Raw genomic sequence first — 25,114 nt, forward strand, 5'->3', positions numbered from 1 at the left:
CCGGGCGAACCGTCACACCCTCATGCCAGTCTCACGCCCGCGCGGGCCAAGAACCCCGACGACGACACAAACGATCATCGCCGTGAAAGATCCGGGTTAATGATCTTTAGTCGACCGCTGCCTGCAACGCTAGCCGGCCAGGCGCTACCTGGACGCAGCCGAGCTTCTCGACGACCTCCCTGACAGCGTCAGGACGACGGAAGCAGCTCAGGAAAGGCGATTAGCGTGAGCTCTCGCCCCTCCTCCAGCGCATCAACACCTACCTGATGCGTTGGGCTGGCCGAAAGTACAAACGGCTGCGTTCCTATCGTCGTTTCAAGGCGTGGTGGTTCGGGATCATCGATCGAGATCCCGAACTGTTCGCACGCTGGCGCTGGGTCCGCACATTCGCCGGATTGCGATGAGAAGAGCGGAGTGACGGGAGACTGTCACGCTCCGTTCTGTGGGAGCCCGGGGGTGAAATTCCCCCGGGCTACCCGACAGCCTGCGGGATGGCGGATTGGCAATAGAGAGCGAACCGTGGCCAGTCGCTGTGGACGCGTAGTACTGCTTCGTTTGGTCGGCGCTCGGGTGTGGGTGTCGATATGGGAGCCGCAGACGAGGTCTCGGCGAACGGTACGGCGGGTCTACTCACGGCGTCCGTTCCTGACCGGGGAAGGTGGGCCGCTCAGACGCCGTGCCGCCCCACGTCACCACGGCCGGGCCCCGGCAGCAACGCTGCCGGGGCCCCGTCTTGCAAGGACCAGCTCAGTGCGCGGACGGCGCCACGGTGGCTCGGTACTGCCGCCAGCCGCCGTGCTCAGTGATGTCCGGGTGCTCCTCGGCCATCTCCCGGGCGTAGAGGATGCCCGGCACGACGCGGCCGTCGATGAGTTCGACCGGACCCCGGTACAGGCCCGGCGGCTCGCCCTCGATGACCTTCAGCAGCACGTCGAGCGGCACGTGGTACAGCTCGCCGGAGATCGACGCACCCTGCTCGCCGTCGTTGACCCGGTACATGCCTGGGTGCACGTCGCCGATGGTGTGCACCCGGTACTTGGGCGCGGTCGCCGTCTCCTCCAGCAGCTCCGCGCCGGCCAGGTTGGCGTGCAGCTCCAGGCCCCGCATGAGGGTGCCGTTGACGAACAGCAGCTCGTCGTCCAGCACCCCGTCGTCCTCCTTGCGCCCCCGCCAGCCGAAGGCGGCGAGGATCAGGGCGAGGAACGCGTATCCCAGGGTGACTCCCGGCGAGGCGTTGAACCCCACTTCGTAGGCGTTGATCAGGCCGACGAACGACAGCGCCGCCCCGACCGCTGCGGTGATCGCCGCCGCGTACATCTTGCGGTCGATCACGAAGCAGGCGATGGCCCCGAGCACGATGCCGACGAGCACGGCCCCCTGGCCCAGCAGCTTGAGCCCGTCGTAGACCACGCCGTTGTCGACCAGGGTGGCGACGCCGACGGTGGCGGCATCCGTGCCCGCCGCAGCCAGCGCATTGTCGATCTGCCCGGTCGCCCACTCCGCGAGGCTGGGCAGCATCGCGAGCACGATGGCCGGTGCGTACCGGCGCGCGCTCACGTTGAACGCCTGCGCGCCGATGACGAGGCCGATGTAGAGCAGCACGGGCACCAGCGCCTGCATCGGGAAGACCGCCAGGAACGTGCCGACCAGCCCGGTGAAGCAGACGACGGCGACCACGATCCCGGTGACCAGCGAGTACCCGATCCGCCCGCCGACCTGCTTCCAGCCGGGGTGGCCGATGTAGACCGCCGGCGGGAACGGTGAGCCCAGGAACGAACCGATCACCGCGCCCAGCCCGTCGGCCGAGAGCACCTGGCGGACCGAGTAGCGGTCACCGGCCGCGGCCGCCGACTCGACGTTGGTCATGCCCTCGGTGAAGTTGTAGATACCGAGCGGGATGGCCGAGGCCAGCAGCGGAGCGATGTCCTGCAGGCCGGTCAGGACGTCGCCGGACGGGAACGGCAGCCGCAGCGCGAGGTCGGAGATCGACTCGGCGACCGCGCTTGGCTGCAGGATCCCCGACCAACCGGCCAGCACGCCGATCCAGGCCACCGCCGTGGCGACCAGGACGGCGAGCAGCCCCACCGGGGCGTCGAACGGCATCTTCCGGCTGCCCAGCCAGCCGACCAGGATGAACGCCAGCGCGATGAACGCGATCCACGGCGCCTGCCACATCTGGGCGGCCGGGCTCATCGAGATGAAGGTGATCGAGATGCCCGCGAGTGCGCCGAGCAGCGCCGCCCGCGGCGTCCACCGGCGGATCCACGGACCGAAGACCGCGCCGAGCAGCACGATGCAGCCGATGATGAACGCCCACGCCAGGCCCGCCCGCCACGCGGTGAGCGCATCCCCGGTGGCCAGCAGCACCGGCAGCATGACGACGAACACCACGATGAACGTATGCGGCACGCTCGGCCCGTAGGGCAGCGCGGTCACGTCGCCGCGCCCCTCGCGCTTGGCCAGCCGCCGGGCCAGGAACGCGTACCAGATGTTGCCCAGGGGCAGGGCGATGCCCAGCGCGGGCAGGATGCGCCCGTACACCGTGTCGGCCGGGATCTGCACCACGGCCAGGCACAGCCCCGTCAGCACGATCACGTTCAGCAGCACGTTGGTGCCGAGGCCGAACAGACCGTTCCAGTCGCCCTTCACCCACCACTTGGGCGCGCCCGCGCTCATGGCCGTCGCTCCGCGCTTCCCGCTCATTCCGGGTTCTCCGTCCGTACGGAGGACTGCTCCAGCGCGTCCAGCAGGTCGGCGGACGTGCCGACCCAGCCGACGATGCCGCCCTGGGCGGCGAACATCGCCAGCGCGGCGGCGTGGAACTCCGGGAAGTAGGACCCGGTGCAGTCGGACAGGACGAGCGACTCGAAGCCGCGGTCGTTGGCCTCCCGCACCGTTGACTGCACGCACACCTCCGTGGTCACGCCGGTGACCACGAGCGAGGTGATGCCGCGGGCCCGTAGGATCGTCTCCAGGTCCGTGGCGTAGAACGAGCCCTTGCCGGGCTTGTCCAGCACCACCTCAGCCGGCTGCGGGGCCAGCTCCGGCACGATCTCGTGACCGGCCGAGCCGCGGACGAGCAGCCGGCCCATCGGGCCCTCCTCGCCGATTCGCAGCGACGGGTTGCCGCGGTCGCGCTTGGCCGGAAACAGATCGGTGAGGTCGGGGCGGTGCCCCTCCCGCGTGTGGATGACCGTCCAGCCGCGCTCCCGGAACGCCGACAGCACTGCCTGGGTCGGCGCGATGGCGCTGCGCAGCCGGGAGACGTCGTTGCCCAGCGACTCCCCGAAGCCGCCGGCCTCGAGGAAGTCCCGCTGGAAGTCGATGCACAGCAGGGCGACGTGCCCGGGATCGAACACGAACGGATGCGGTTCAGCCTGGACCTTGATCATGGAGTTCTCCTGATGACTCACCGGGCGGCTCCCGGGGACGCGGCGGGATCCCCGTCGCATGTGGTGATGTGCGTCCCGGCCTCGCCGGCGAGGGCCTCGCGCAACCGCGGCAGGGACGTGATGACGGCGCGGTGCCCGCCGTTGGACAGGAACTTCAGCGCCGACTCGACCTTCGGGCCCATCGACCCGGGCGGGAACTCGCCGGCTTCGAGGTGTCCGCGCATCTCGGTCGCGCTCACCTCAGCCAGGGCGCGCTGGTCGGGGGTGCCGAAGCCGACGAACACCTGGTCCACGCCGGTCACGAGCACCAGCGTGTCGACGTCGACCGTGGCGGCCAGGACGGCGGAGGCGCGGTCCTTGTCGATGACCGCGTCCACACTCTGCCACCCCTGCTCGGTCCGGACGACGGGGATGCCCCCACCGCCGGCGGCGATGACGACGGCCCCGAGGGTCGCCAGCCCGCGGATCTGGTCGGCCTCCAGGATCCGCTGCGGATGCGGGCTGGGCACCACGCGGCGGAAGACACCCGCCGACGTCTCGGCCACCGACCACCCTTCCTGCGACGTGCGCAGCCGCGCGACCTGGGCCGTCATGGCCGATCCGATGGGCTTGGCCGGCGCGGAGAAGGCCGGGTCGGCCGGGTCGATCTCCGCGTGGGTCAGCACTCCCACGGCGCGCGTGGTCAGACCGCGGCGCTCCAGCGCCGTGTCGATCGCCACCGCGAGCAGGTGCCCGATCCCGCCCTGCGAGTCGGCGACGGCGAGCCACAGCGGCAGGTCGGGCAGGCCCTCGATGCCGGCCTCCGGGGCCACCAGCTCGCCCCGGCGCAGGATGAATCCGACTTGGGGCCCGTTGCCGTGGCTCACCAGCACCGTCCAGCCGTCGGCCACGAGGTCGGCGATCTGGTCGGCGAAGGCGGCGGCCCGCTCCTGCTGCAGCGGGACCGAGCCCGGCTCGCCGTCGATCACCAGCGCGTTGCCGCCGATGGCCACCAGTGCGGTGCGGTTCACCGGGCGCCGTCCCCTCGTGCCTGCCGCGCCTCGTGCAGCGCGACCACGGCCTGCCCGAAGACCTCCGCGGGTGCGCTGACGATGCCCGCCCCGATCTGGCCCACCCCCGCCTGCTTGTGCGCGATGCCGGTGTTGATCACGGGCAGGACGCCGGTGTCGAGCACCCGCAGCACGTCGATCCCACTCGGGCTTCCAGCGAAGTTCAGCGGGGGCAGCGGGAAGGCAGGGTGTGGCGCGAGCGTGATGCGCCGCATCGATCGGGTGGTGGCGAGGGCGTCGTCCGGCGTGCCCCCGACGAACCGGGTGATCGCCGGCGAGGCCGCCATCGCGAAGCCGCCGATGCCGAGGGTCTCGGTGATCGCGGAGTCGCCGAGGTCGGGGTTGGCGTCCTCGATGCCGTAGCCGGGGAAGAACAGCCCGTCCGCCGGGCCGACGGGAGCCGTGAACCACCGCTCGCCCGTGCCGGCCACCCGGAGGCCGAACTCGACGCCGTTGCGCGCCATGGCCGTGACCAGCGTCGAGTGCTCGATCCCGACCGCCGCGTCGAGGGCCAGCTTCGCCCCCGCCATCGACAGGTTGAGCGCAAAGTGGTCGTTGCCGGCGAGGAACTCCAGCACCTCGATGCCGCTCGGAAGCCCGGCGAGGACCGGGGCCAGGCGACGGGTCAGCAGGCTCGTGGCGGCCACGTTGCGGTTGTGCCCCTCGTCGCCCATCGCCAGCGCCTGGCTGAACAGGGCCGTCACGTCGACCGGCCCCCCGCCACGGAGGGCTTCGTCGAACACCGGGCCGAGGACGTCGCGCATCCACGCCAGGCGGGTGATGACCTCGTCGTCGAAGGCGCCGAAGCGCAGCACCTTGCCCAGCCCTTCGTTCAGCGAGGCGAAGGCCTGGCGGTCGCCGTCCTCGACGACGAACACCGGCATGGACGGCGCCAGGACGCCGGCCATCGGCCCGACCGCACTGGCGTGGTGGCAGGGGGAAACGGCAATCTGCCCGGAGCGCAGCCGCGCCTCGGCGTCCTCGGCGTCCGAGGCCCAGCCCTCGAACAGCGCGGCACCGATCAGGGCGCCGAGCATCGGGCCGCACATGCGCGCCACCTCGATCGGCGGGCCGGCGTGGAGGAGCGTCCTCCCGTCGGCGATGCCCGGGACCACCTCGCGGGCCGGGCGGACCCGCACCAGCCGCGGGCGGACGGCGTGGACGGCGGCGACGGCACGCGCATTGGCCTGCTCGGTCACCTCGTCGTCCAGACCGGTCGCCAGGCGGGCCAGGTCGGCGTCGCCGAATGCCGGCGGGCGCCAGTCGAGCTGGACGACGTCGGCGGCGGGCACGCCCTCGACGATGAGCGGCAGCCCGGCGTTGAGAACCCGGACACCTCCGGTGATCATGCGGTCTCCTGACGGTGCAGCAGGGTGGGGTCGGTGGGCAGCGAGCCGGTGGCACGAACGACGGCGTAGCGGGCCGCGGCGGCGTTCGACGGGTACAGGACGACGCCGGCCTCCCGCAGGATGCGCCGCTGCGCCTCGATGTCCTGCGGGTCGGCGGCAGTGCCGCACACGGACCCGGCGACGACGAGCTCGCGGCCGTCCGCGGCCGCGGCGCCGCGGGCCCCGCGCACCGCCTCGGCCAGCGGCGTGGCCGGATCGGGGCTCGCGCCGTGCCCGAGGACGAGGTCCACGAGCACCAACGCGACGTCGGGGTCGGCGCCGGCCCGGGCGACCCGGTCGACCCGCGCCGACGGGTCGATCATGGGGTGCGGACGGCCGGCGGTGTACTCGTCGTCCCCGAGGTCCAGCACCTCGGCGGGCACGCCGGCCCGGCCGAGCACCACCTTCGTCTCCGAGGCGAGCGTTCCGCCGGTGTAGAGACCGAGGACGCCACCGGACAGCGGCGCCGCCGCGTCCTCGTCGACGGCGACGTCCGCGATGGCCAGGGGCGTGCCGGCGAGCGCGGCCGCCGCGGCGGCCCCGCCCTCCAGCGTGCCGCGCACGACGACCGGCCCGTCCGCGTCCTCTGCGCCGAGCAGGCAGGCCACCACCGGCTTGCCGAGCCCGGCGAGCCGGGCCAGCAGCCGGTCGGCGACCTCGGGGGCCGGCGGCTTGGAGACCAGGACGACGATCTCGCTGGCGTCGTCCGTCGCGACCAGGTCCAGCGCCAGCTCGGTCATGAGGCCGCCGACATCCGCCGAGAGGTCCCGGCCGCCGACGCCGATCAGCTGGGAGATGCCCGTGCCGGCGTCGTCCAGCAGGCAGGACACCTCCTGCGCGCCGGTGCCGGAGGCGGCGACGATTGCGACCGGCCCGGGGTGCACGACGTTGGCGAAGCCCAGCGGGACGCCGTCGAGGATCGCCGTGCCGCAGTCCGGCCCCATGAGCAGCAGCCGCCGGTCGACCGCCAGCCGCTTGAGCCGCACCTCGTCGGCCAGCGGCACGTTGTCGGAGAAGCAGAAGACGTGCAGCCCGCGGCGGAGCGCTGACTCGACCACGGCAGGCGCGTAGGGGCCCGGGGTCGAGACGGTGACGAGCGTGGCGTCCGCCGCGGCGGCCAGCCCCTCCCGCACCGTCTGCGGGGCCACCTCTTCCCTCGGGCCGCCGCTCTGCTCGGTGGCGGTGAGGCCAGCGGTGGCCGCCTCCAGGGCGTCGCTCGCCGTCTGTTCGTCCTGCGCGCGGACGACGAGCACGAGGTCGTCGGGGGCGGCGGTCAGGTCGGGCGGCAGCATCGCCGAGCGACCCAGGATCTCCAGGTTGCCCGGGGTGGCCATCACGGCTCCGGCGCGGACCACCCCCTCCCGCTTCTCGATGCTCGACGCGAGCGCCATCAGGGCGACCGAGTCCCGGTACAGGCGAGGGAAGACCTTGGCCTGCAGCGTCTCGGTGTCGGGTGAGCTCATGCGCTCCTCCTGTGTTCGGGGTCTGGGGTCGAGGGGGCCTGGTGGTCCGGTCGGCGCAGCAGCCGGGCCAGCGCGGACGACGTCCCGGTGGCGAGGTCGATGCCGGAGGTGGCTCCCCAGCCGCGGGCGGCGGCCACGGCAGCGGGCACCGCCGCCGGATCGGCCAGCGCGGCCACCGTCCGCTGCACGTGCTCGGCGTACTGCCCGGCGAGCGCCGCGGTCAGGTCGTGCCGGGCGATTGCCGTCGTCCGGGCGAGCAGGGGGCGCAGCCGGGCACCGAGTGCGTCTCGCGCGACGCGGGTGACTGCCTCGTCGACGAGCGACCCGGCCGCCGCGTCGAGCCCGGCGAGGACGCCGACGATCACGTCGTCACCGGCGGGTGTCGCGCCGGGGCCGACGCCGACCAGGCGGGAGAGCAGGCGTGCGATGCGCCGGTCGTCGCGGGCGAGCGCGGCGCGCGACAGCGGTCCGGCCAGCGCGCGCACCGGTCGGGGGTCCATGGCTGCGCCGGCCGGGGCAGCCCCGTTCTCGGCCCGGAGCAGGGCCGTGAACAGCTCCACCGCCTCCGGGCGGACGGCGATCGGCCCGATCTGCAGATCGACCGTGGCGATCGCGGCCGCGGGGATGGCCGACCATGCGTCCAGGTTCACGTCGAGAGCAGCGGATCCCGTCGTCGCGCCCAGCCGGCGGGCGAGCGCGCCGAAGTCGTCGTCGTCCGGCACGCAGACCCCGCCCGCCACGAGGCCGCGCCGCCGGGACGTCAGCGCCATCAGGCGTGCGGCCGCGTCGTCAGACCCAGCGGAGAGGATGATGGCGGACTGTCCGACATGGACGATGCACCAGGCCCGCGCCACCGCCCACGGGCGGGGGCCGGTCGGGACGCGGACCCGCTGGGGAGCCGCGAGATGCACGCTCGGCACGGTGCGAATCTAGGCACGGCGGGGTCCGGTTGGCAGCGTCCGGATCGGACCGGATTTCGGCAGGCAGATGTCCTTTTCGGACAGGAGGAGGTCGGTGTGAGCACGGTGACCGTGCGGGAGGTCATGACCCTGGCGCCGCTGAACGGGGCATATGTACTCGCCGGTGAGGATGGGCTGGACCGCGTGGTGTCCGGGGCGAACGTCATGGAGGTCCCCGACATCGAGTCCTACGTCGAGGAGGGGGAGCTGCTGCTGACCACCGGCTACCCCGTCCACGAGCGCCCGGAGCGGCTGGTCGAGATGCTGCCGGCCCTGGCCGCCCGGGGGCTGGCCGCGCTGGCGATCAAACCGCTCAGGTACCTCGAGCGACTGCCCGACCGGCTCGTCAGCGAGGCCGACCGCCTGCGGTTCCCCGTGCTCGTTCTGCCGGACCGGACCTCGTTCAACGAGGTCATCGGCGCCGTGCTCGCCGTCGTGCTGGCGGAGTACGGTGCCGATCCCGGTGGCGCGGAGGTCATCCGCGAGCGGTTGACCGGGGTGGCGCTCACCGGCGGGGGCCTCGAGGAGATCGCCCGCACCCTGGCGGTGACTCTCGACCGCGAGGTGACGATCGTCGACCAGGAGGACGTCGTGCTCGGGCAGGGAACGCCCCGCAACCGGCCGGACGACGACTCGGCTGACGGGCGGGAGCCGGCGAAGCCCTGGACCTTCTCGATCACGGTCGCCGGTGCCCAGCGTGGGCGAATCCTGGTCGGGGGGGCCGGCGAGCCGACGCTGGGACAGCGGCGGTTGGTCCGCCAGTCGTGCTTCGCGGCGGGCATGCACATCGCCCAAGCCATGGCCAGCCTTGAGCTGGACCGGCGGCTGCGGGTGCTCTTCCTGGAGGAGCTGGTGACCGGGCCCAGCATCGACGAGCCCATGCTCCGCCAACGGTCCCGGCTGTTCGGCTGGGACCTCACAGGAGAGCACGCCGTGCTCCTGGCCCGGTGCTCCGCGGAGCTGTCCGATGCGGAGATCACCGGCGCGGCCCAGCGGGCGCTGCCCGCAGGCTCGCTGGTGTGGTCGCGCGGGCAGGAGGTCGTGGCCGTGGTGCCGGTCGAGGACCGGCGACCGGACCGAGGGCGCTCACCCGCCCGTCAGGCGCTGGAGGATCGGTGGCGCCAGGCCCTGCTCGAGCTCGGGCCGGACCGCGTGGTCGTTGCCGTGGGCTCGACCGCCCAGGGGCCGCAGGACCTCGCGGCGAGCCACACGTCGGCTCGTGAAGCGCTGCGCATCGCACGGTCGACAGGGCGGGACGTCGTCCGCAACGACGAGCTGATGCTGGAGCGCCTGCTGCTCGCCGTCCCGACCGTTCTGCTCCAGGAGTTCGTGCAGCGGGAGATCGGTTCCCTGATGGCGCACGACGCGGAGGTGGGCGGCGATCTGTGCGCCACGCTGGCGGCCTACTTGGGCGTGGGCAACGGCGCAGAGGCCGCGCGGCGGCTGTTCGTCCACTACAACACGGTCAAGCACCGGCTGTCCCGTATTGCCGACCTGACCGGAGCAGACCTGCACGACCCGCGCGCCCGGTTGAGGCTGGCCCTCGCGCTCGAGGTGCGCACGCTGCTGTAGCCGGGCTCTTGCTGGTTCACGCAGCACGCCCCACGCCGACGGGCATGGCACAGGAGCCTGCTGGGTGGCCGGATGCCGAGCATCGCGCGTTCAACGTCCGGATGAACGAGAAGGACATCGAGTACTACGTCGAGAAGACCGCCGAGGCGCAGGCTGCACTGGTCCTCCTCCAGGGGTACGTGCCCGAGGTCCGATCCCAGATCACGGCGATTGGGAGCCGGAGGCTGACGAACCAGCTCTCAAGGCCGCTGCATCCCTCGGGCGCCCGGAGTCTGACGGGAAAGCCGGCGGTGCACGTTAGCTCCCGGTCGTCAGTGAGCGGTGAAGTCCGGTTCCAGGGCGTCCGTGACCCGCCGGGGGTTGCCCCGCAGGGCGACCTCGGCGAACTGCCACAGGATCGCTCCGGTCGGCGCGTGGACGACCATGTCATGGCGCAGCGGCATCTGTAACACGAGGCCCCCGGACGGGGTCTTCCGCCACCGGGGAACGCCGGGAGCTAGCAGTCGAGTGACGGGAACAGGGTGCAGCGAAGCGATTTCGGACGGTTGTCGGACGGGGCGCTGATCGCCGGGCGGGGCGACGACTACCGGCGTGATGACGTATCCGCTCGAGGTCACGAAGTCGTCAAGAAGGCCGAGGACATCGCCAGCGGAGCCGTGCACACCCGTCTCCTCGCCCAGTTCGCGCAGCGCGGTGCCGCTGACGTGCTCGTCCCCGTCGACCTTTCCTCCGGGGAGGGCCCACTGGCCGGGGTTCAGGCCACGCCGCACCCGCTTGATGAGCAAGACATGGGCCTCGTGACGGCGGTCGAGCAGAGTCACGGCGACGGCCGCTCGCCGTGCGGAAGGGGCGCGGGTGGCCTCCGTCCGCTCCCAGGCGGTCAGACGCTCGCGAATGTGCCCGCGCCAGGAGGCGACGTCACCGACCGTGCCAGCGAGGTGCGCGGTCATCGGCCGGCACCCGCGAGAGCGTCGGGGTCCAGGCTGAGCTCACGGTCGACTATGCCCACGAGCAGCTCGCGCATCTTGTCGATGGTCATGCCGGGAGCACCGGTGAGCACCTGGATCGCCGCGCCGTCTGTGGCCGACGTCAGGTGACGGGCGAACAGCGCCGGATCGACGTCGCGAAAGATGCCCTGTTCCTGGCCGCGGCGCACGATACGGACAACGGTCTCGATCCAACGGGCGTAGAAGGCGTTGTGCATCGCACGCAGCGGGGGATTGAGTGCGGCCTCTGCCCAGAACTGTAGCCAGATCGACCACTCGTCGCGGATCTGGCCGCCGACGGGCAACTGCATCTCGATCAGGGCCAGGAGCCGCTTGCGCGCGTCCTTGATGGGGCGGAGCTGGGCGCCCTGCCGTGCGAACGCCGCGTCGACGCTGTAGCGCAGCGCTTCCCGCAGGACGTCGTCCTTGCCGGGGAAGTAGTAGTGGACGGCCCCGGTGCTCGTGCCGCACAGGCGGGCGATGTCCTGTACCCGGACGTGGTGGTAACCCCGTTCGGCGACGAGTCGCCAGGCCGCCTCAAGGATCGCCTGGCGGCGCTCCTCGCCCCGTTGGTTCTCGACGCCTTCCCCCACGGTTGCTCCTCACGTCGCACGCATGCCGGTGGCTGCGAGTGCGCCCAGCATGACGAAGACCTGACTGAGGAGTCAATCGCTCCATGGGCTTTTGGGGTGCTGCGACCGCGCTCTCCCAGCAGAGAGCCGGGGGTTGACAAGTGAGCCGGGCCACCATCAGGGTGACGTCTGACCGACGCGTCAGTCAGCTTTGGTGTGACGCTCCCGCCCCCCTCTCCAGGCAGGTGGCCCATGATCTTTGGACCGTCCCGGCGGCAGATTCGCGGCGTCGTAGCCGTCGCGGCCGCCGCAGCCATGCTCCTCGCCTCGACCGCGTGCTCGCCAGGAACGGCGTCCACCGATGGCGCACAGGACTCGGGCACACCGCAGGCTGGCGGAACGCTCCGTGTCGGGATCGTCGGAGGTTCGGCCAAGGACAGCCTGGATGCCCACAGCCCGGTGACGCACCCGGACGAGGCCCGGGTCATCCAGCTCTACGACACCCTCGCGACCTACGACGCCGACCACCAGCTCGAGATGGCGCTGGCCGAGGACATCACGCCGTCCGAGGACGCGACGACGTGGACGGTGACCTTGCGGGAGGGCCTGAAGTTCAGCGACGGCAGCCCCATCCGCGCCGAGGACGTGGTCTTCACCTTCCGACGCATCACCGACCCGGCAGACCCGAAGTCGGGCGCCGCCGGCCTGGCACTGCTCGACCGCGATCGCCTCGCGGCCACCGACGCGCGGACGGTCACCTTCCCCTTCACCAAGCCGCTCGCCACGTTCCCGGACGCGGTGGCCCAGTACAGCAACGGCATCGTCCCGGAGGGATACGACCCCACCGCGCCGGTCGGCTCCGGTCCTTTCATGTTGCAGAGCTTCGACCCGGGGTCCCAGAGCACTTTCGTACGCAACCCGCACTACTGGCGGGCTGAGCAGCCCTACCTGGACGAGATCACGATCATCGACTTCCCCGACGACACCGCGCGGGTGAACGCGCTGCTCGGCGGGCAGGTCGACGCGATCGACCAGCTGCCTCTGAGCCAGATCGAGGTCATCAAGGCGAACCCAAACCTGCGGGTGCTGGAATCGGAGACCGGGTCGTGGATCCCGTTCACCATGCGGATCGACCAGGCTCCGTTCGACGACCCGCGGGTGCGCGAGGCGTTCCGCCTCATGGTCGACCGCGAGGAGATGGTGCAGCAGGTGCTCGGTGGGCACGGCACCGTCGGCAACGACATGTATGGCCGCTTCGACCCCTGCTACCCGGACGACATCCCGCAGCGCACGCAGGACATCGACCGTGCCAAGGAGCTGCTCGCCGAGGCCGGCCAGAGCGATCTCACGGTGGAGTTGGTGACCTCACCGGTCGCAGCCGGACTGGTGGAGGCCGCTCAGGTGTTCGCCGAGCAGGCGAAAGAAGCAGGCGTCACGGTGGACGTCCGCAAGGTCGACCCGGGCGAGTTCTACGGGGACCAGTACCTCCAGTGGACCTTCGCGCAGGACTTCTGGTTCACCCGTGACTACCTGCCGCAGACCGCGGCCGGCAGCGTGGAGGGCGCTCCCTACAACGAGACCCACTGGTCGAACCCCGAGTGGGCCGCGCTGGTGGAGGAGGCGAGCGCGACCGTCGACGAGGAGGCGCGCTGCGACCTGATCGCGCAGGCGCAGCAGATCGAGTACGACCTCGGCGGCTACATCATCTGGGGCTTCCCCAACAGCGTCGACGCTCACACCGCCGCGGTCCAGGGCCTGGTGCCGGACAAGAGCGGGATCCCGTTGACCTCCTTCGGATTCCGCAGTGTCTGGCTGAACAACTGATCGGAGCTCCTCGTGCGTCGCATGCTGCTCAAGCGCTGCCTGTTCGGCCTTGTCACCCTGCTGGTCGTCTCGTTCGTGGTATTCCTGGCCACGCAGGCGCTGCCCGGTGACGCGGCTCGCGCGATCCTCGGTCGGGAGGCCACGCCGGAACGGCTGGCCGCCCTCCGGGAGCAGCTGAACCTTGAGGGGTCGCTGCCGAGCCAGTACCTGAACTGGCTCGGCAGCCTCCTCCAGTTCGATCTGGGCACGTCCCTGGCCGCCAAGCAGCCGGTGACGGGGATGATCGGGCCCACGCTCGTCAACTCCAGCGTCCTGATGCTGTCCGCGGCGGTCGTGGCCACACCCCTGGCCATCGTGATCGGGACCTGGAGCGCCCTCAAGAAGGACAGCGCGGTCGACCACGCCACCGGGATCGTCACCCTGGTGCTGGCCGCCCTACCAGAGTTCGTGGTCGGGATCCTGCTGGTCCTGCTGCTGTCCACCGGGCTGTTCCACTTGCTGCCGGCTGTCTACGTCGGCACGCCTGGGCAGCAGGTCTGGAACGACCCGGCACAGCTGGTTCTCCCCGCACTGACTCTGGTCCTCGCGGTCCTGCCGTACATCGTGCGGATCATGCGGGCCACGATGCTGGAGGTGCTGGACAGCGAGTACGTCCAGCAAGCCCGGCTCAAGGGTGTGCCGGAACGGACGGTCATCATCCGGCACGCGCTGCCCAACGCAGTCGGCCCGGTCGCGCAAGTGATCGCATTGCAGCTGGCCTGGCTGGTCGGCGGGGTCGTCATCGTCGAGTACCTGTTCCGCTTCCCCGGGGTCGGGTTCCAGCTCATCGACGCGGTGGCCAACCGCGACCTCCCCCTGGTGCAGGCCCTCGTCCTGGCCATCGCCCTGTTCTACGTCGTGGTGAACCTGCTCGCCGACGTCGTCACGCTCGCTGCCAACCCGAAGGTGAGGACAGCCCGATGAGCGCAGTTCCTGTCGACATCGCCGCGGCCCCAGCGGCGCCGACCGTGCCGGTGCAAGGCAAGATCGGACTGCTGCGCCGGGCCCTCCAGCGCAAGCGCACCTGGATCGGTCTGGTGCTCAGCCTGCTGGTCCTGCTGGTCGCCTTCCTGGGGCCGTTCCTGACCCCGCACTCACCGACCGCCTTCGTGGCGCCCCCGTTCACCCCGGCCGGCTCCGAGGCGGCCGCGTTCGGTACCGACATTCTCGGCCGCGACGTGCTCTCCCGCTTCCTCGCCGGGGGACGAACCCTGATGGTCCTGGCGCTGCTGGCCACCGCTGTCGGCGTCGGCCTCGGTGCGGCCATCGGCGTGATCGCCGCGTACCTCCGCGGGTGGGCCGACGAGGTGCTCATGCGCACCGGCGACGTCGCGCTGGCCTTTCCGCAGATCGTGCTCGCCCTGCTGTTCCTGTCGATCATCGGGCCGAAGCTCTGGCTGCTCGTCCTGATGGTGGCCCTGGGTCACCTGCCCCGCGTGGCGCGTGTGGTCAGGGGGGCGGCCCTCTCGGTGGTGGAACGCGACTTCGTGAGGGCCGCCGAATCGGTCGGCATCCCACGCTGGCGGATCATGCTCGGCGAGATCGTTCCCAACATCAGCAGCACCCTCGCCGTCGAGTTCGGCCTCCGGCTCACCTACTCCATCGGCCTGGTCGCCGGCCTGAGCTTCCTGGGCCTGGGGCTGCAGCCGCCCACCGCGGACTGGGGTCTCATGATCAACGAGAACCGCATCGCCCTCACGGTGCAGCCATGGGCGGTGATCCTGCCGGTCATCGCCATCGCCGTCCTCACCGTCGGCACCAACCTCGTCACCGACGGCCTGGCCAAGGCCGCCGTCGGCAGCGACTCGGGGGTCCGGGCATGACCGCCTCGGCCGCCCCCGCCTGTCCCACGCTGGTCGTCGACCGGTTGAAGATCGTCGGCGTGCCCTCGATGGCAGTGATCATCGACGAGATTTCCCTCGAGGTCCGGCCCGGGGAGATCCTCGGCGTCGTCGGTGAGTCCGGCTCCGGCAAGACCACGCTCGGCCTGGCGCTGCTCAACTACTGCAAGTCGGGCACCCGGGTCGACGACGGGTCCGTCACCGTGGGGAACGAGGACCTGGCGAAGCTCGACTGGCGGGCGGTCCGCCAGTTGCGAGGGCGGACCGTCGCCTACATCCCGCAGTCGCCCGCATCCGCCCTCAACCCCGCCCTGCGCATCGGCACTCAGCTCCAGGAGTGCCTCAGCGGCAGCGCGGAGACGGTGCTCAGCCGCGTCCGCGAGGTGCTGCGAGAGGTGGCCCTGCCCGACGACGACGCGTTCCTCCAGCGCTACCCGCACCAGCTCTCCGGCGGACAGCAACAGCGGGTCGCGATCGCGATGGCCTTCGTGGCCCGGCCCGCGCTGATCGTCCTGGACGAGCCGACGACGGGACTCGACGTGAGCACCCAGGAGCACGTGCTGCGAACGGTCCGCGACATGTGCCTGAACTACCGCTGCGCCGCGGTGTACATCAGCCATGACATGGCCGTGGTCGCCGAGCTCGCCGACCGGATCGCGGTGATGTACTCGGGCCGTGTCGTGGAGATCGGCGACACGGCCGACGTCCTCGCCGATCCCCGCCACCCCTACACCCGCCGGCTGCTGCTCGCGGTGCCCGACCTCGAGGCCCGTCGCCCCATGCTGGGCATCCCCGGCCACGCCCCCTCCCCCTTGGCGCGACCGACGGGGTGCGCCTTCGCGCCGCGCTGTCCCATGGCCGAGGAACACCACGCCACCGAGGCGCCCGCACCGGTCGACGTGGGCCCGCGGCACACGGTGCGCTGCCACAAGGCCCACCTTCGCCTGCCGCCGGTGTCGGTGTCGGAGCTGCCGCGTCCGGTCAGCGCGGCCGCGGCCGGGCAACCGGTGATCGAGGTGCGCTCGCTGCAGGCGGGATACGGCCCCATCCGCGTGCTGCGCGACATCGACCTGTCGGTGCAGGCCGGTGAGTGCGTGGCGCTGCTCGGTGAGTCCGGCTCGGGGAAGACGACGCTCAGCCGCTGCATCGCCGGCCTGCACACCGACTTCACCGGCGAGCTGCTGCTCGATGGGGACCCAGTGCCCGCGAGCAGCTTCAAGCGCAGCCGTGACCAGCGGCGGCGGATCCAGTACATCTTCCAGAACCCGTACGAGTCGCTGAACCCGCGGCGCACGGTGGGGGAACTGATCCTGCAGCCGCTGAGGGCCCTGCACGGCCGGGTGGCCGACCCCGCCGAGGTCGTCGCGCGCGCCCTGGAGCAGGCCTCGTTGCGCCCGGATCACGCCTATCGCTACCCGGCCCAGCTCAGTGGCGGGGAACGCCAGCGGGTGGCGATCGCGCGGGCACTGGCAGCCGAACCCGAGGTGCTCGTCTGTGACGAGATCACCTCGGCGCTGGACGTGTCGGTGCAGTCCTCGCTGGTCGAGCTGCTGCGTCAGCTCCAGTCCAGGATGGGTCTGACGCTGCTGTTCATCACGCACAACATCGCTCTGGTGCGCAACATCGCCCAGCGGGTAGCGGTGCTGGAAGCCGGCCGGATCGTCGAGCTCGGCGCGGTGGAGGACGTCTTCGCCCGGCCCCAGCACGCCTACACCCGCTCCCTCATGCAGGCCACACCCAATTTCCAGCTGCCGCCCGGCCTGCACACCCCGGTGGTCTCGACGGCGACCTCGGACGCCCGATGATCTCGCCGGACAAGCCGAGCTTCCATCCCCAGGCGCTGGCCGGTCAGGTCGTCCTGGTCACCGGTGCGGGCACGGGGATCGGTCGGTCCACAGCCGTCGCCATGACCGCGACCGGTGCACGGCTGGTGCTCGCCGGCCGGCGTGCCGTGCTGCTCGAGGAGACCGCGAGGCTGGTCGAGAAGGCCGGCGGCGAGGCGCTCGTCGTCACTGCCGACGTCCGGGAACCCCAGCAGGTGTCCGCGCTGGTCGACCAGGCGCTGGCCGCCTACGGCCGGGTGGACGTGCTGGTCAACAACGCAGGGGGCCAGTTCCAGGCACCCGCCGAGGAGATCTCCGTCGGCGGGTGGCGCGCGGTCCACCGGTTGTCCGTCGAGGCCGTCTGGAACGTGACCCGCGAGGTTGCGACCCGCAGCATGATCCCCAACCGTCGCGGACTGATCGTCTTCATGGCGTTCTCCCCCCGGCGGGGGATCCCTGGCATGGTCCACGCGACCGCCGCCCGCGCGGCCGTCGAGAACCTCGCCTGCGGGCTGGCCCTGGAGTGGAGCCGCTACGGGATCCGCTCAGTCGCGGTCGCCCCCGGCAGCATCGTCACCGAGGGCCTCGAGCAGTACTCCGCCGAGGCGATCCGCGAGTGGGAGCAGGGCGTCCCCCTCGGCCGGCTCGGTCGCGCCGACGACATCGCCGACGTCATCACGTTCCTGGCCACACCTGCCGCCCGCTACATCACCGGGACCACCGTCGTCGTCGACGGCGGTGCCGACGCATGGGGGTCCGGCCGCCCGGTCCCCCCGAAGGAGCTGGAATGACCCTGACCGATCCCGCCGGCACCGACACGGCGCCGGAGCCCACCGACACGGATCTGACCGCGTTGTTCGGCCCCCGGGCGGTGGCGATCGTGGGCGCCAGCGACGACACCCGGAAGTACGGCAACTGGATCGCCGTGCAGGCGCTCAAGGGGAACCGGCCGGTGCACCTGGTCAACCGCAGCCGCCCCACGGTGCTCGGCCGACCGACGGTGCCCAGCGTGAGCGCGGTCGGCAGCCCCGTGGAGCTCGTGGTGATCGCCGTCCCCGCGGCCGCTTTCGAGGATGCCGTCGGCGACGCCCTCGCCGCCGGCGCCCGCGCCATCGTCGGGATCAGCGCCGGGCTGGGGGAGTCGGGGGAAGCGGGGCTGCGGACCCAGCAGCGGATCACGGCCAAGGTGCGCGACGCTGGCGCACGTCTGCTCGGCCCCAACTGTCTCGGCGTCCTGGACCACACCAGCGGGCTGACTCTGACGTCCAACGACTTCCCCGTCGGCGACATCGGCATCATCTCGCAGAGTGGCAACGTGGCCCTGGAGCTGGCCACGCTGCTGGTCGATCACGAGATGGGCATCTCCCGGTTCGCCAGCCTGGGGAACCAGGCGGACATCGAGGCGGCCGACCTCGTCGACGCCTACGTCAGCCATGACGGCACCCGCGCGATCGCGCTGTACTGCGAGGACTTCCGGGACGGGCGACGGCTGGCGCGGGCGGCGGAGCGCGCCGCGGCCGCGGGCAAGCCGGTCGTGCTGTTGACCGTGGGGGCGACCGACGCATCGGTGCGCAATGCCAGGTCCCACACCGGCGCCATGGTCTCCAGCGGCATCGTCGTGGACGCCGCATGCCGCGCCGCCGGCATGGAACAGGTCTCCTCTCCGGCCCAGATGGCACACCTGTTGCAGGCACTGACCCGCAGCCGGGTGCCGCGCGGGTCCCGCGTCGCCGTGCTGGCCGACGGAGGCGGCCAGGCGTCGATCGCCAGCGACTGCGCCGCGGCTGCCGGCCTGGACGTCGTCGAGTTCCCCGCCGCGGTGCAGGCCGCGGTGGCCGCGGAGCTCCCGCCGACGGCGGCGTCGAGCAACCCGGTGGACGTCGCAGGTGGCGGCGAGCAGGACATCTCCTGCTTCCCCAGGGTCCTGGACCGGTTGACATCGGCCGACGAGATCGACGCGACGCTGCTGAGCGGCTACTTCGGCGGCTACGGCACCTACGGCCCCGAGCTCGCCGCTCGCGAGATCGAGGCCGCCGGGGCGATGGCCGCGTTAGCCGCCGGCCGCTCCGCCGTCGTGGTCGTGCAGACGATGAACTGGCAGTCACCGGCCGCGGCGGCGCTGCGGGCCGGCGGCGTCCCGGTCTACCGGGGCATCGAGGAGGCGTCCTGGGCGCTGGGGCGGCTCGCCCGCCGGCAGGCCACACCGGCCGCCGGCGTGCCGGAGCTGCCGCCCGCGGTCGCGCCGATGACGGCCACCGGGTACCACGCCTCCCGCCGTCTGCTGGCCGACGCCGGCGTCCCCTTCGTCCCGGCCCTCGAGGTGGCCACCCGCGACGAGCTGCTGTCCGCCGCCGCTGATCTCCGGTTCCCCCTCGTGCTCAAGGCGCTCGGGGACGAGCACAAGTCCGACCGGGGCGGTGTGGTCCTCGGCATCCCCGACGAGCAGGCCCTGCTCGTCGCATGGGACGACGTGCAGCAGCGGCTCCGCCCCCCGAGCTGCTCGATCGAGGAGATGGCCGACCTCACGTCCGCGGTCGAGCTCCTGGTCGGCGTGCGGCGCGATCCGAGGTTCGGGCCGATCGTCCTCGTCGGCCTCGGCGGGGTGTTCGCCGAGATCCTGCGGGACGTCCGCTGTGCCCTCGGCCCTGTCACTGCCGCGGGGGCCAGGGCGCTCCTGCTGTCCCTGCGCGGCGCCGCGCTGCTGACCGGTGCGCGCGGACGGCCGCCGGTCGACCTCGACGCCGTCGCCGAGGTGGTCGCCCGGCTGTCCACCGTGGCCGGCGCTCATCCGGAGATCGCCGAGATCGAGTGCAACCCGGTGGCCGCCGCCCCGCACGGGGCGATCGCCCTGGATGCCCGCATCGTCCTGCGGGCCGACTGACCTTCCCATCCGCACGGTTCCGCCGAGCCCGACCAGCTGCACCACCACTCCTCCCGGCACGACGAGAAAGCGACCTCCATGGACTTCCAGATGACCCCGCGGCAGATCCAGCTCAAGCAGCGTGCGATCTCGTGGACCGAGCAGATGTACCAGTACGAGCTCGAGTGCGAGATGAACAACGGGCTCACTGCCGAGCAGCACGAGAAGATCAAGCACTCCGTCATCGACCACGACCTGGCAGCCATCAACATGCCGGAGGAGTGGGGTGGCGCGGGCCTGTCGGTGTTGGAGCACGCGATCGTCTCCGAGGAGGTCGGCAAGCTCACCGGCGCGCTGTGGGACACCCTGTGGCGCCCGGCCAACGCGCTCAAGGCGTGCACACCAGCCCAGCGAGAGGAATACCTCATCCCGGAGATCCGCGGTGAGCGTCGGGACGCGGTCGCGGTCACCGAGCCGCAGGCCGGCTCGGACCCGCAGAACCTCCGGACCACCGCCACCAGGGTCGGCAACGACTACGTCATCAACGGCGAGAAGTGGTTCGTCACGGTCGGCGACGCCGCCGACTTCATCATCACGCTGTGCAGCGTGGACGGCGCGCCGACCATGTTCCTCATCGACAAGGACCTGCCCGGCGTCAGCGTCAAGCGCGTGCCGCGCTACACGCACACGTTCGTCTACGAGCACCCCGAGTTCATCTTCGACAACGTGCGGGTGGGCGCCGACAAGATCCTCGGCGAGATCGGCCAGGGCTACGAGCTGACCCGTGACTGGTTCGTCGAGGAGCGCATCATGATCGCTGCGCGCACCATCGGCGCCGCCGAACGCGCCACCCTGCTGGCGGCGGAGTGGGCCCGGGAGCGGGAGCAGTTCGGCCAGCCGATCGTGAACTACCAGCTGGTCCAGAACATGCTGGCCAAGAACGCCGTCGACATCATGACCAACCGGGTGCTGACCTACCAGATCGCCTGGGAGGCCGACCAGGGCATGGACCGCAAGATGCTCAACGCCAAGGCCGCCGTCATCAAGCTCGGCGCATCCGAGGCGTCGAACCGCTGCGTGGACAACGCGCTGCAGATCTTCGGCGGCCGCGGTTACATGCGGGAGAACCCGGTGGAGCGGCTCTGGCGGGAGCTGCGGGTGGACCGGATCTGGGAGGGGACCTCGGAGATCCAGACCCTCATCGTCGGCAACGAGATCGCCAAGCGGGGTGCCGAGGGGCTCCTGAGCTACGCCGGCGCCGTGCGTCGGTGAGCACGACAGCCGCGGGCCTGGTCCGGCTGCACGACCACGGTGACGTCGTGGTCGTGCAGCTGGACCGCCCGGCGAAGCTCAACGCGCTGTCCACGGCCCTGGAGCAGGAGCTGCTGGACGTCGTCGGTTCCGCCGTTGTGCGGGACAGCAGGGCCGTGGTCTTCACCGGTTCACTCAGGGCCTTCTCGGCCGGGGCCGACACCTTCGAGCTGCCGGAGATGACGCCCGAGAGGATCGCGGCCTACTACCGGGGCAGCGGGTCCCTGTACGAGGTGGTCGCCCGGCTCGCCCAGCCCACCGTCGCGGCGGTGAGCGGCTACTGCCTGGGAGCCGGCTTCGAGCTGGCGCTCGCCTGCGACCTCCGGATCGCCGACACCACAGCGCAATTCGGGTTACCGGAGGTCGGGCTCGGCATCCTGCCCAGCTCCGGCGGCCTCACCCGCCTCGTGCGCGCCGTCGGGCCCGCCGTCGCCCGGGACATCGTCCTCATGGGCGACCGCTTCCCGGCGGCGGAGGCACACCGCCTCGGCCTCATCCGCGAGGTCGTCGACGCCGGTCAGGCGCTGCCGGTCGCACTGGAACGCGCGGCGCACCTGGCCGGCCAACCAGCGCTGGCCGTGGCCTGGACCAAGGCCGCCATCCAGGCTGCGGCCGAGTCGTCCACCGCCACCTCCTTGTTGATCGAGCAGCTCGCCTACGCCGCGCTCAACCGCGGAGCCGGTGCCGAGGGGGACCCGCGATGACCATCGACATCACTCGCGTCGGAGTTCTCGGCTGCGGGCTCATGGGCGCCGGGATCGCCGAGGTCTGCGCACGGGCCGGCGCCGAGGTCGTGGTCGTGGAGTCCGACGCCGACGCGCTGGCGCGGGGCCGCAGCCGGCTCACCGGCTCCCTCGACCGCGCCGTCACTGCCGGCAAGCTCGCCGAGCGCGACAGCGCCCTCCAGCGGCTGACCTTCACCACCGAGCTCGAAGCGTTCGAGGACCGCGAACTGGTCGTCGAGGCCGTGCCGGAGATCATGGACGTCAAACTTGCCGCGTTCGGAGCGATCGACCGGATCGTGAAGGACCCCGAGGCCATCCTGAGCTCGAACACGTCCTCCATCCCGATCATGCGGCTGGCCGCCGCCACCGGCCGCCCGGAACAGGTCGTCGGGTTGCACTTCTTCAATCCGGTCCCGGTGCTGCGGCTGGTCGAGGTGGTGTCGTCGCTGCTGACCGGGCCGACCACGGTGGAGCGGGCTCAGCGCTTCGCCGAGGACGCGCTCGACAAGCGCGTCATCCGGTCCCAGGACCGGGCCGGGTTCATCGTCAATGCGCTCTTGGTGCCCTACATGCTCTCGGCGATCCGCATGCTCGAGTCCGGTTTCGCCACGGCCGAGGACATCGACGTCGGGATGGTCGAGGGATGCGCCCACCCCATGGGCCCGTTGCGGCTGACCGATCTGGTGGGCCTGGACACGACCCTGCACGTGGCCGATTCGCTGTACGAGGAGTTCAAGGAACCGCTGTACGCCCCGCCTCCGCTACTGCTGCGCATGGTCGAGGCCGGCCTGCTCGGGCGCAAGTGCGGCCGCGGCTTCTTCGACTACACCGGGGGCCAGCCGACGTGAGCCGAGACGACAGCAGACCGCTCCAGCGCACCTTCGACCCGCTCGGCCCCACCGTGCGGCGCGCAGTTCTGGCCGACGGCCGGACGGTCCACTACATCGACGAAGGCGACCCCGCCTGGCAGACCGCGGTGTTCCTCGGCGGTGCGGGGACCACCGTGCGCGGATTCGGACTGATGGAGTTCGCCCGGACCCTGCGCGAACAGCTGCAGATCCGCGTCATCTCCGTGGAACGCAACGGGCTCGGTCAGACGCCCTACCAGCCGGAACTGGGCTTCGCCGAGTACGCCTCCGCGGTCTGGGAGCTGCTGGACCGGCGCGGCGTCGACCAGGCGTCCCTGATCGCGATCTCCGGAGGCGGCCCCTATGCGGCGCACGTCGCCCGGGCTCAGCCCGACCGCATCCGGTCGCTCCATCTGGCGTGCACCTACGCCGAACAACTCCATCCCGACGACGTCGCCTTCTCCGCGGAGACGGTGGCCGCGGACCCGGTCGCCTGGTGGCGCTATCCGGACGACAGCCCAGTGCACCGCATCCCCGGTTTCGTCGATTCCACCGTCGAGGAGGCCACCCGGAGCGTCTTCGCCCACGGCCGGGACGTGCCACCGCACGGCCTCCGGCACGCCTTCGACCTCTACCGGAACACCCGGCTTCCCGACCTGACCGCGGTCCAGGCACCGGCGTTCCTGTACTGGGGGGCCGAGGACGTGCTGGTTCCCACCAAGCACATGGAGCGGTGGCGGGGCGCTCTCCCGCAGGTACGCGCGCTCCGGCTCTACCGGGGGGAGGGTCACGACGTGCAGTACCGGCACTGGGACCAGATCCTGGCCGACGTCGCCTGTCTCGGGGACCGGGTGGTCGTGGGGCGGGACGGCGAGACCCAGCTGCTGACCCCCGACGCGGCCGCCGATGCGCTCGCGTCGGGCGCCGTCCTCGGAATATGGGCGTGGGCCTGAGCCGGGACCGGCATGTGCTCGCAGGCCTGGCGCTGGTGCTGCTCTCGGCATGCGCGTACGGCATCACGCCGGCTCTCTTCAAGCTCGCCTACCGGGCGCAGATGGACGAGCTGTCCCTGATCGGTCTGCGTTCGGCGATCGGCGCTGGCTTCGTCGCCGTCACGGCACGGGCTCTCGGCGAGGCCCGGGTCGAGCGCAGAGCGGCCGTCCGTCTCGCCGGGCTGGGTGCCGTGCTGTTCGGCCCGCAGCTGTGGCTGTACTTCGGGTCTCTGCATTGGGTCGACACCGCCGTGGCGGTTGGGGTGGTGTACGTCTACCCGGCGATCATCGTCCTGCTCACGGCGGTGCGGCGCCGACGTCCGCCGCCCGTGGGGGAAGCGATCCTCATCAGCCTGGCCCTGGTGGGCATCGCCATCATCGCGGTCACGGCCGGCCCGTCGCGGGTGGCGCCGACCGGGGTGGTGCTCGCAGCCGCGGCTGCGCTCGGCTACGCCGTCTACGTCGTCGTGGTCGCCTCGCTCGTCGCGGACCTGCCCACGCTGGGTGCCTCGGCCTGGATCCTCGCGGGGACCGCCACAGCGACGCTGGCCGCCGCGGCGGTCACCGGGCGACTCGCCCTCCCGACCAGCGGGCTGGCCTGGGGGTACGTGCTCGCGCACGGCCTCGTCGTGGTGCCCGTGGGACTGGTCGCGTTCTACGCCGGCCTTCGCCGACTCGGTCCCATCCGCACCGCCCTCGTCGACACGGTGCAGCCGGTCATCGCGGTGGTCGTGGGCACGGCCGTTCTCGGCGAGGCGCTCATCGCCGGCCGGGCCCTGGGAATCGCTCTCGTGGTGGTCGCCGTCGCCGGGCTGCCGCTGCTCGCCGTCCTCCCTCGGCGCCGCAGGACGCCGGACGAGCCGGTTCGGAAGCGCGGGGAAGAGTAGGGCTCGGGGGCTGCCGGGTCCCTCGTTCCCGGGCTGCGCCGCTGTCCCTCGTGATCTCCAGTTCGCCGGCACCGTCTACGGCGGCTCCTTCGGCGGAGCGCTCGGCCTGATCCTGGTGGGGCTGCCCGGCCAGTTGCGGCTGGCCAACGCGCTCAAGACCGTGCTGTCGCTGGTAACCGGAACCGCCACTGCGGTGGTCTTCGGAGTGTTCGGGCCGGTGTCGTGGCCCTATCTGGCCGTCTGCGCGCCGGCGAGCCTCGCGTCGCCTTCGGCGTCACGGTGGCGATCTACCTCTTCCTCCAAGCCTGATGGCCAGAGGAACGGGGGGCGGGGCCGACGGCGCGGACCTCATCGAGCGGGGGTTTGCCGATGTGCGTCGGCACGTCGGCGTGGGCAACACCGAGTACATGGCCCGTTGACCTCGACCCCTCCAACCCCGGCCACCGACACGCCATCTCGCTCACCGGGTCCCCGCCGCAGCCTGAGCGTGCTGGTCGGCGTCCTGTCCATGGCGGTCGTGGTCTTCTTCATCTTCCAGGAGGACTTCGCGACCGTCCTGGACACCTGGCTCATCGGGCTGGTC

The 25,114-nt window shown here is 71.6% G+C and carries 20 protein-coding genes; 12 read left to right on the top strand and 8 right to left on the bottom strand.

Going from position 1 to position 25,114, the window contains the following annotated elements; genetic code table 11:
• Nucleotides 1–747: 747 nt before the first annotated feature.
• Genes CNO22_RS15020 through CNO22_RS15045 form a run of 6 tightly spaced genes read right to left on the bottom strand, consistent with a single transcriptional unit; the run spans nucleotide 748 to nucleotide 8,212 of the window.
• Entirely contained in the window at nucleotides 748–2,676 is a 1,929-nt protein-coding gene (locus CNO22_RS15020) for an allophanate hydrolase-related protein (RefSeq protein ID WP_198588346.1), read from the bottom strand.
• A 23-nt stretch (nucleotides 2,677–2,699) separates the two neighbouring features.
• The gene (locus CNO22_RS15025) at nucleotides 2,700–3,392 is read right to left on the bottom strand and encodes a cysteine hydrolase family protein (RefSeq protein ID WP_198588347.1); all 693 of its coding nucleotides are present in this window, start codon (nucleotides 3,390–3,392) and stop codon (nucleotides 2,700–2,702) included.
• Between the two features lie 17 nt (nucleotides 3,393–3,409).
• Nucleotides 3,410–4,402: a carbamate kinase gene (locus CNO22_RS15030; RefSeq protein ID WP_100500139.1), complete on the bottom strand. Its 993-nt coding sequence runs from the start codon at nucleotides 4,400–4,402 to the stop codon at nucleotides 3,410–3,412.
• Complete coding sequence (locus CNO22_RS15035; RefSeq protein WP_100500140.1) at nucleotides 4,399–5,790, bottom strand: YlbE family protein; 1,392 nt, start codon at nucleotides 5,788–5,790, stop codon at nucleotides 4,399–4,401. The genes CNO22_RS15030 and CNO22_RS15035 overlap by 4 nt, the downstream gene beginning before the upstream one ends.
• Nucleotides 5,787–7,292, bottom strand: coding sequence for a hypothetical protein (locus tag CNO22_RS15040; RefSeq protein ID WP_100500141.1), 1,506 nt, complete (start codon nucleotides 7,290–7,292; stop codon nucleotides 5,787–5,789). The genes CNO22_RS15035 and CNO22_RS15040 overlap by 4 nt, the downstream gene beginning before the upstream one ends.
• Nucleotides 7,289–8,212, bottom strand: a complete 924-nt coding sequence (locus CNO22_RS15045; protein WP_198588348.1) for an oxamate carbamoyltransferase subunit AllH family protein — start codon at nucleotides 8,210–8,212, stop codon at nucleotides 7,289–7,291. Before CNO22_RS15045 ends, CNO22_RS15040 begins: the two co-directional genes overlap by 4 nt.
• 96 nt (nucleotides 8,213–8,308) lie before the next feature.
• Here CNO22_RS15045 and CNO22_RS15050 point away from each other — a divergent pair, with 96 nt between their 5' ends.
• Nucleotides 8,309–9,823 carry a PucR family transcriptional regulator gene (locus CNO22_RS15050; protein WP_198588349.1) on the top strand — a complete coding sequence of 505 codons (1,515 nt, stop codon included), beginning with the start codon at nucleotides 8,309–8,311 and terminating at the stop codon, nucleotides 9,821–9,823.
• Between the two features lie 311 nt (nucleotides 9,824–10,134).
• Here CNO22_RS15050 and CNO22_RS15055 read toward each other — a convergent pair whose 3' ends face one another.
• Both CNO22_RS15055 and CNO22_RS15060 read right to left on the bottom strand, forming a co-directional pair.
• Nucleotides 10,135–10,773, bottom strand: coding sequence for an NUDIX hydrolase (locus CNO22_RS15055; protein WP_100500144.1), 639 nt, complete (start codon nucleotides 10,771–10,773; stop codon nucleotides 10,135–10,137).
• Nucleotides 10,770–11,402, bottom strand: coding sequence for a TetR/AcrR family transcriptional regulator (locus tag CNO22_RS15060; protein ID WP_100500145.1), 633 nt, complete (start codon nucleotides 11,400–11,402; stop codon nucleotides 10,770–10,772). The genes CNO22_RS15055 and CNO22_RS15060 overlap by 4 nt, the downstream gene beginning before the upstream one ends.
• Nucleotides 11,403–11,840: 438 nt before the next feature.
• Here CNO22_RS15060 and CNO22_RS15065 point away from each other — a divergent pair, with 438 nt between their 5' ends.
• The 11 genes from CNO22_RS15065 (at nucleotide 11,841) to CNO22_RS15115 (ending at nucleotide 24,531) form a co-directional block, all read left to right on the top strand.
• On the top strand, nucleotides 11,841–13,205 hold the full coding sequence (locus CNO22_RS15065; protein ID WP_198588350.1) for an ABC transporter substrate-binding protein: 1,365 nt from the start codon (nucleotides 11,841–11,843) through the stop codon (nucleotides 13,203–13,205).
• Nucleotides 13,206–13,226: 21 nt separating this feature from the next.
• Nucleotides 13,227–14,168 (top strand): ABC transporter permease, encoded by a 942-nt coding sequence (locus tag CNO22_RS15070; RefSeq protein WP_232807055.1) that lies wholly within the window; start codon nucleotides 13,227–13,229, stop codon nucleotides 14,166–14,168.
• A complete protein-coding gene (locus CNO22_RS15075) occupies nucleotides 14,165–15,067 on the top strand; it encodes an ABC transporter permease (protein WP_100500148.1) in 903 nt (300 codons plus the stop codon). The genes CNO22_RS15070 and CNO22_RS15075 overlap by 4 nt, the downstream gene beginning before the upstream one ends.
• Nucleotides 15,064–16,890 carry an ABC transporter ATP-binding protein gene (locus CNO22_RS15080; protein ID WP_100500149.1) on the top strand — a complete coding sequence of 609 codons (1,827 nt, stop codon included), beginning with the start codon at nucleotides 15,064–15,066 and terminating at the stop codon, nucleotides 16,888–16,890. The genes CNO22_RS15075 and CNO22_RS15080 overlap by 4 nt, the downstream gene beginning before the upstream one ends.
• The gene (locus CNO22_RS15085) at nucleotides 16,887–17,699 is read left to right on the top strand and encodes an SDR family NAD(P)-dependent oxidoreductase (protein WP_100500150.1); all 813 of its coding nucleotides are present in this window, start codon (nucleotides 16,887–16,889) and stop codon (nucleotides 17,697–17,699) included. The genes CNO22_RS15080 and CNO22_RS15085 overlap by 4 nt, the downstream gene beginning before the upstream one ends.
• A complete protein-coding gene (locus tag CNO22_RS15090) occupies nucleotides 17,696–19,789 on the top strand; it encodes an acetate--CoA ligase family protein (protein WP_100500151.1) in 2,094 nt (697 codons plus the stop codon). The genes CNO22_RS15085 and CNO22_RS15090 overlap by 4 nt, the downstream gene beginning before the upstream one ends.
• A gap of 78 nt (nucleotides 19,790–19,867) precedes the next feature.
• Complete coding sequence (locus CNO22_RS15095; RefSeq protein WP_100500152.1) at nucleotides 19,868–21,040, top strand: acyl-CoA dehydrogenase family protein; 1,173 nt, start codon at nucleotides 19,868–19,870, stop codon at nucleotides 21,038–21,040.
• Nucleotides 21,037–21,783: an enoyl-CoA hydratase/isomerase family protein gene (locus CNO22_RS15100; protein WP_100500153.1), complete on the top strand. Its 747-nt coding sequence runs from the start codon at nucleotides 21,037–21,039 to the stop codon at nucleotides 21,781–21,783. Before CNO22_RS15095 ends, CNO22_RS15100 begins: the two co-directional genes overlap by 4 nt.
• A complete protein-coding gene (locus CNO22_RS15105) occupies nucleotides 21,780–22,652 on the top strand; it encodes a 3-hydroxybutyryl-CoA dehydrogenase (protein ID WP_100500154.1) in 873 nt (290 codons plus the stop codon). The genes CNO22_RS15100 and CNO22_RS15105 overlap by 4 nt, the downstream gene beginning before the upstream one ends.
• On the top strand, nucleotides 22,649–23,605 hold the full coding sequence (locus CNO22_RS15110; protein ID WP_100500155.1) for an alpha/beta fold hydrolase: 957 nt from the start codon (nucleotides 22,649–22,651) through the stop codon (nucleotides 23,603–23,605). The genes CNO22_RS15105 and CNO22_RS15110 overlap by 4 nt, the downstream gene beginning before the upstream one ends.
• A 14-nt stretch (nucleotides 23,606–23,619) precedes the next feature.
• Complete coding sequence (locus tag CNO22_RS15115; protein ID WP_198588352.1) at nucleotides 23,620–24,531, top strand: DMT family transporter; 912 nt, start codon at nucleotides 23,620–23,622, stop codon at nucleotides 24,529–24,531.
• Nucleotides 24,532–25,114: the final 583 nt, after the last annotated feature.

It is taken from the genome of Geodermatophilus chilensis, from assembly GCF_002802985.1.
Classification (GTDB): domain Bacteria; phylum Actinomycetota; class Actinomycetes; order Mycobacteriales; family Geodermatophilaceae; genus Geodermatophilus; species Geodermatophilus chilensis.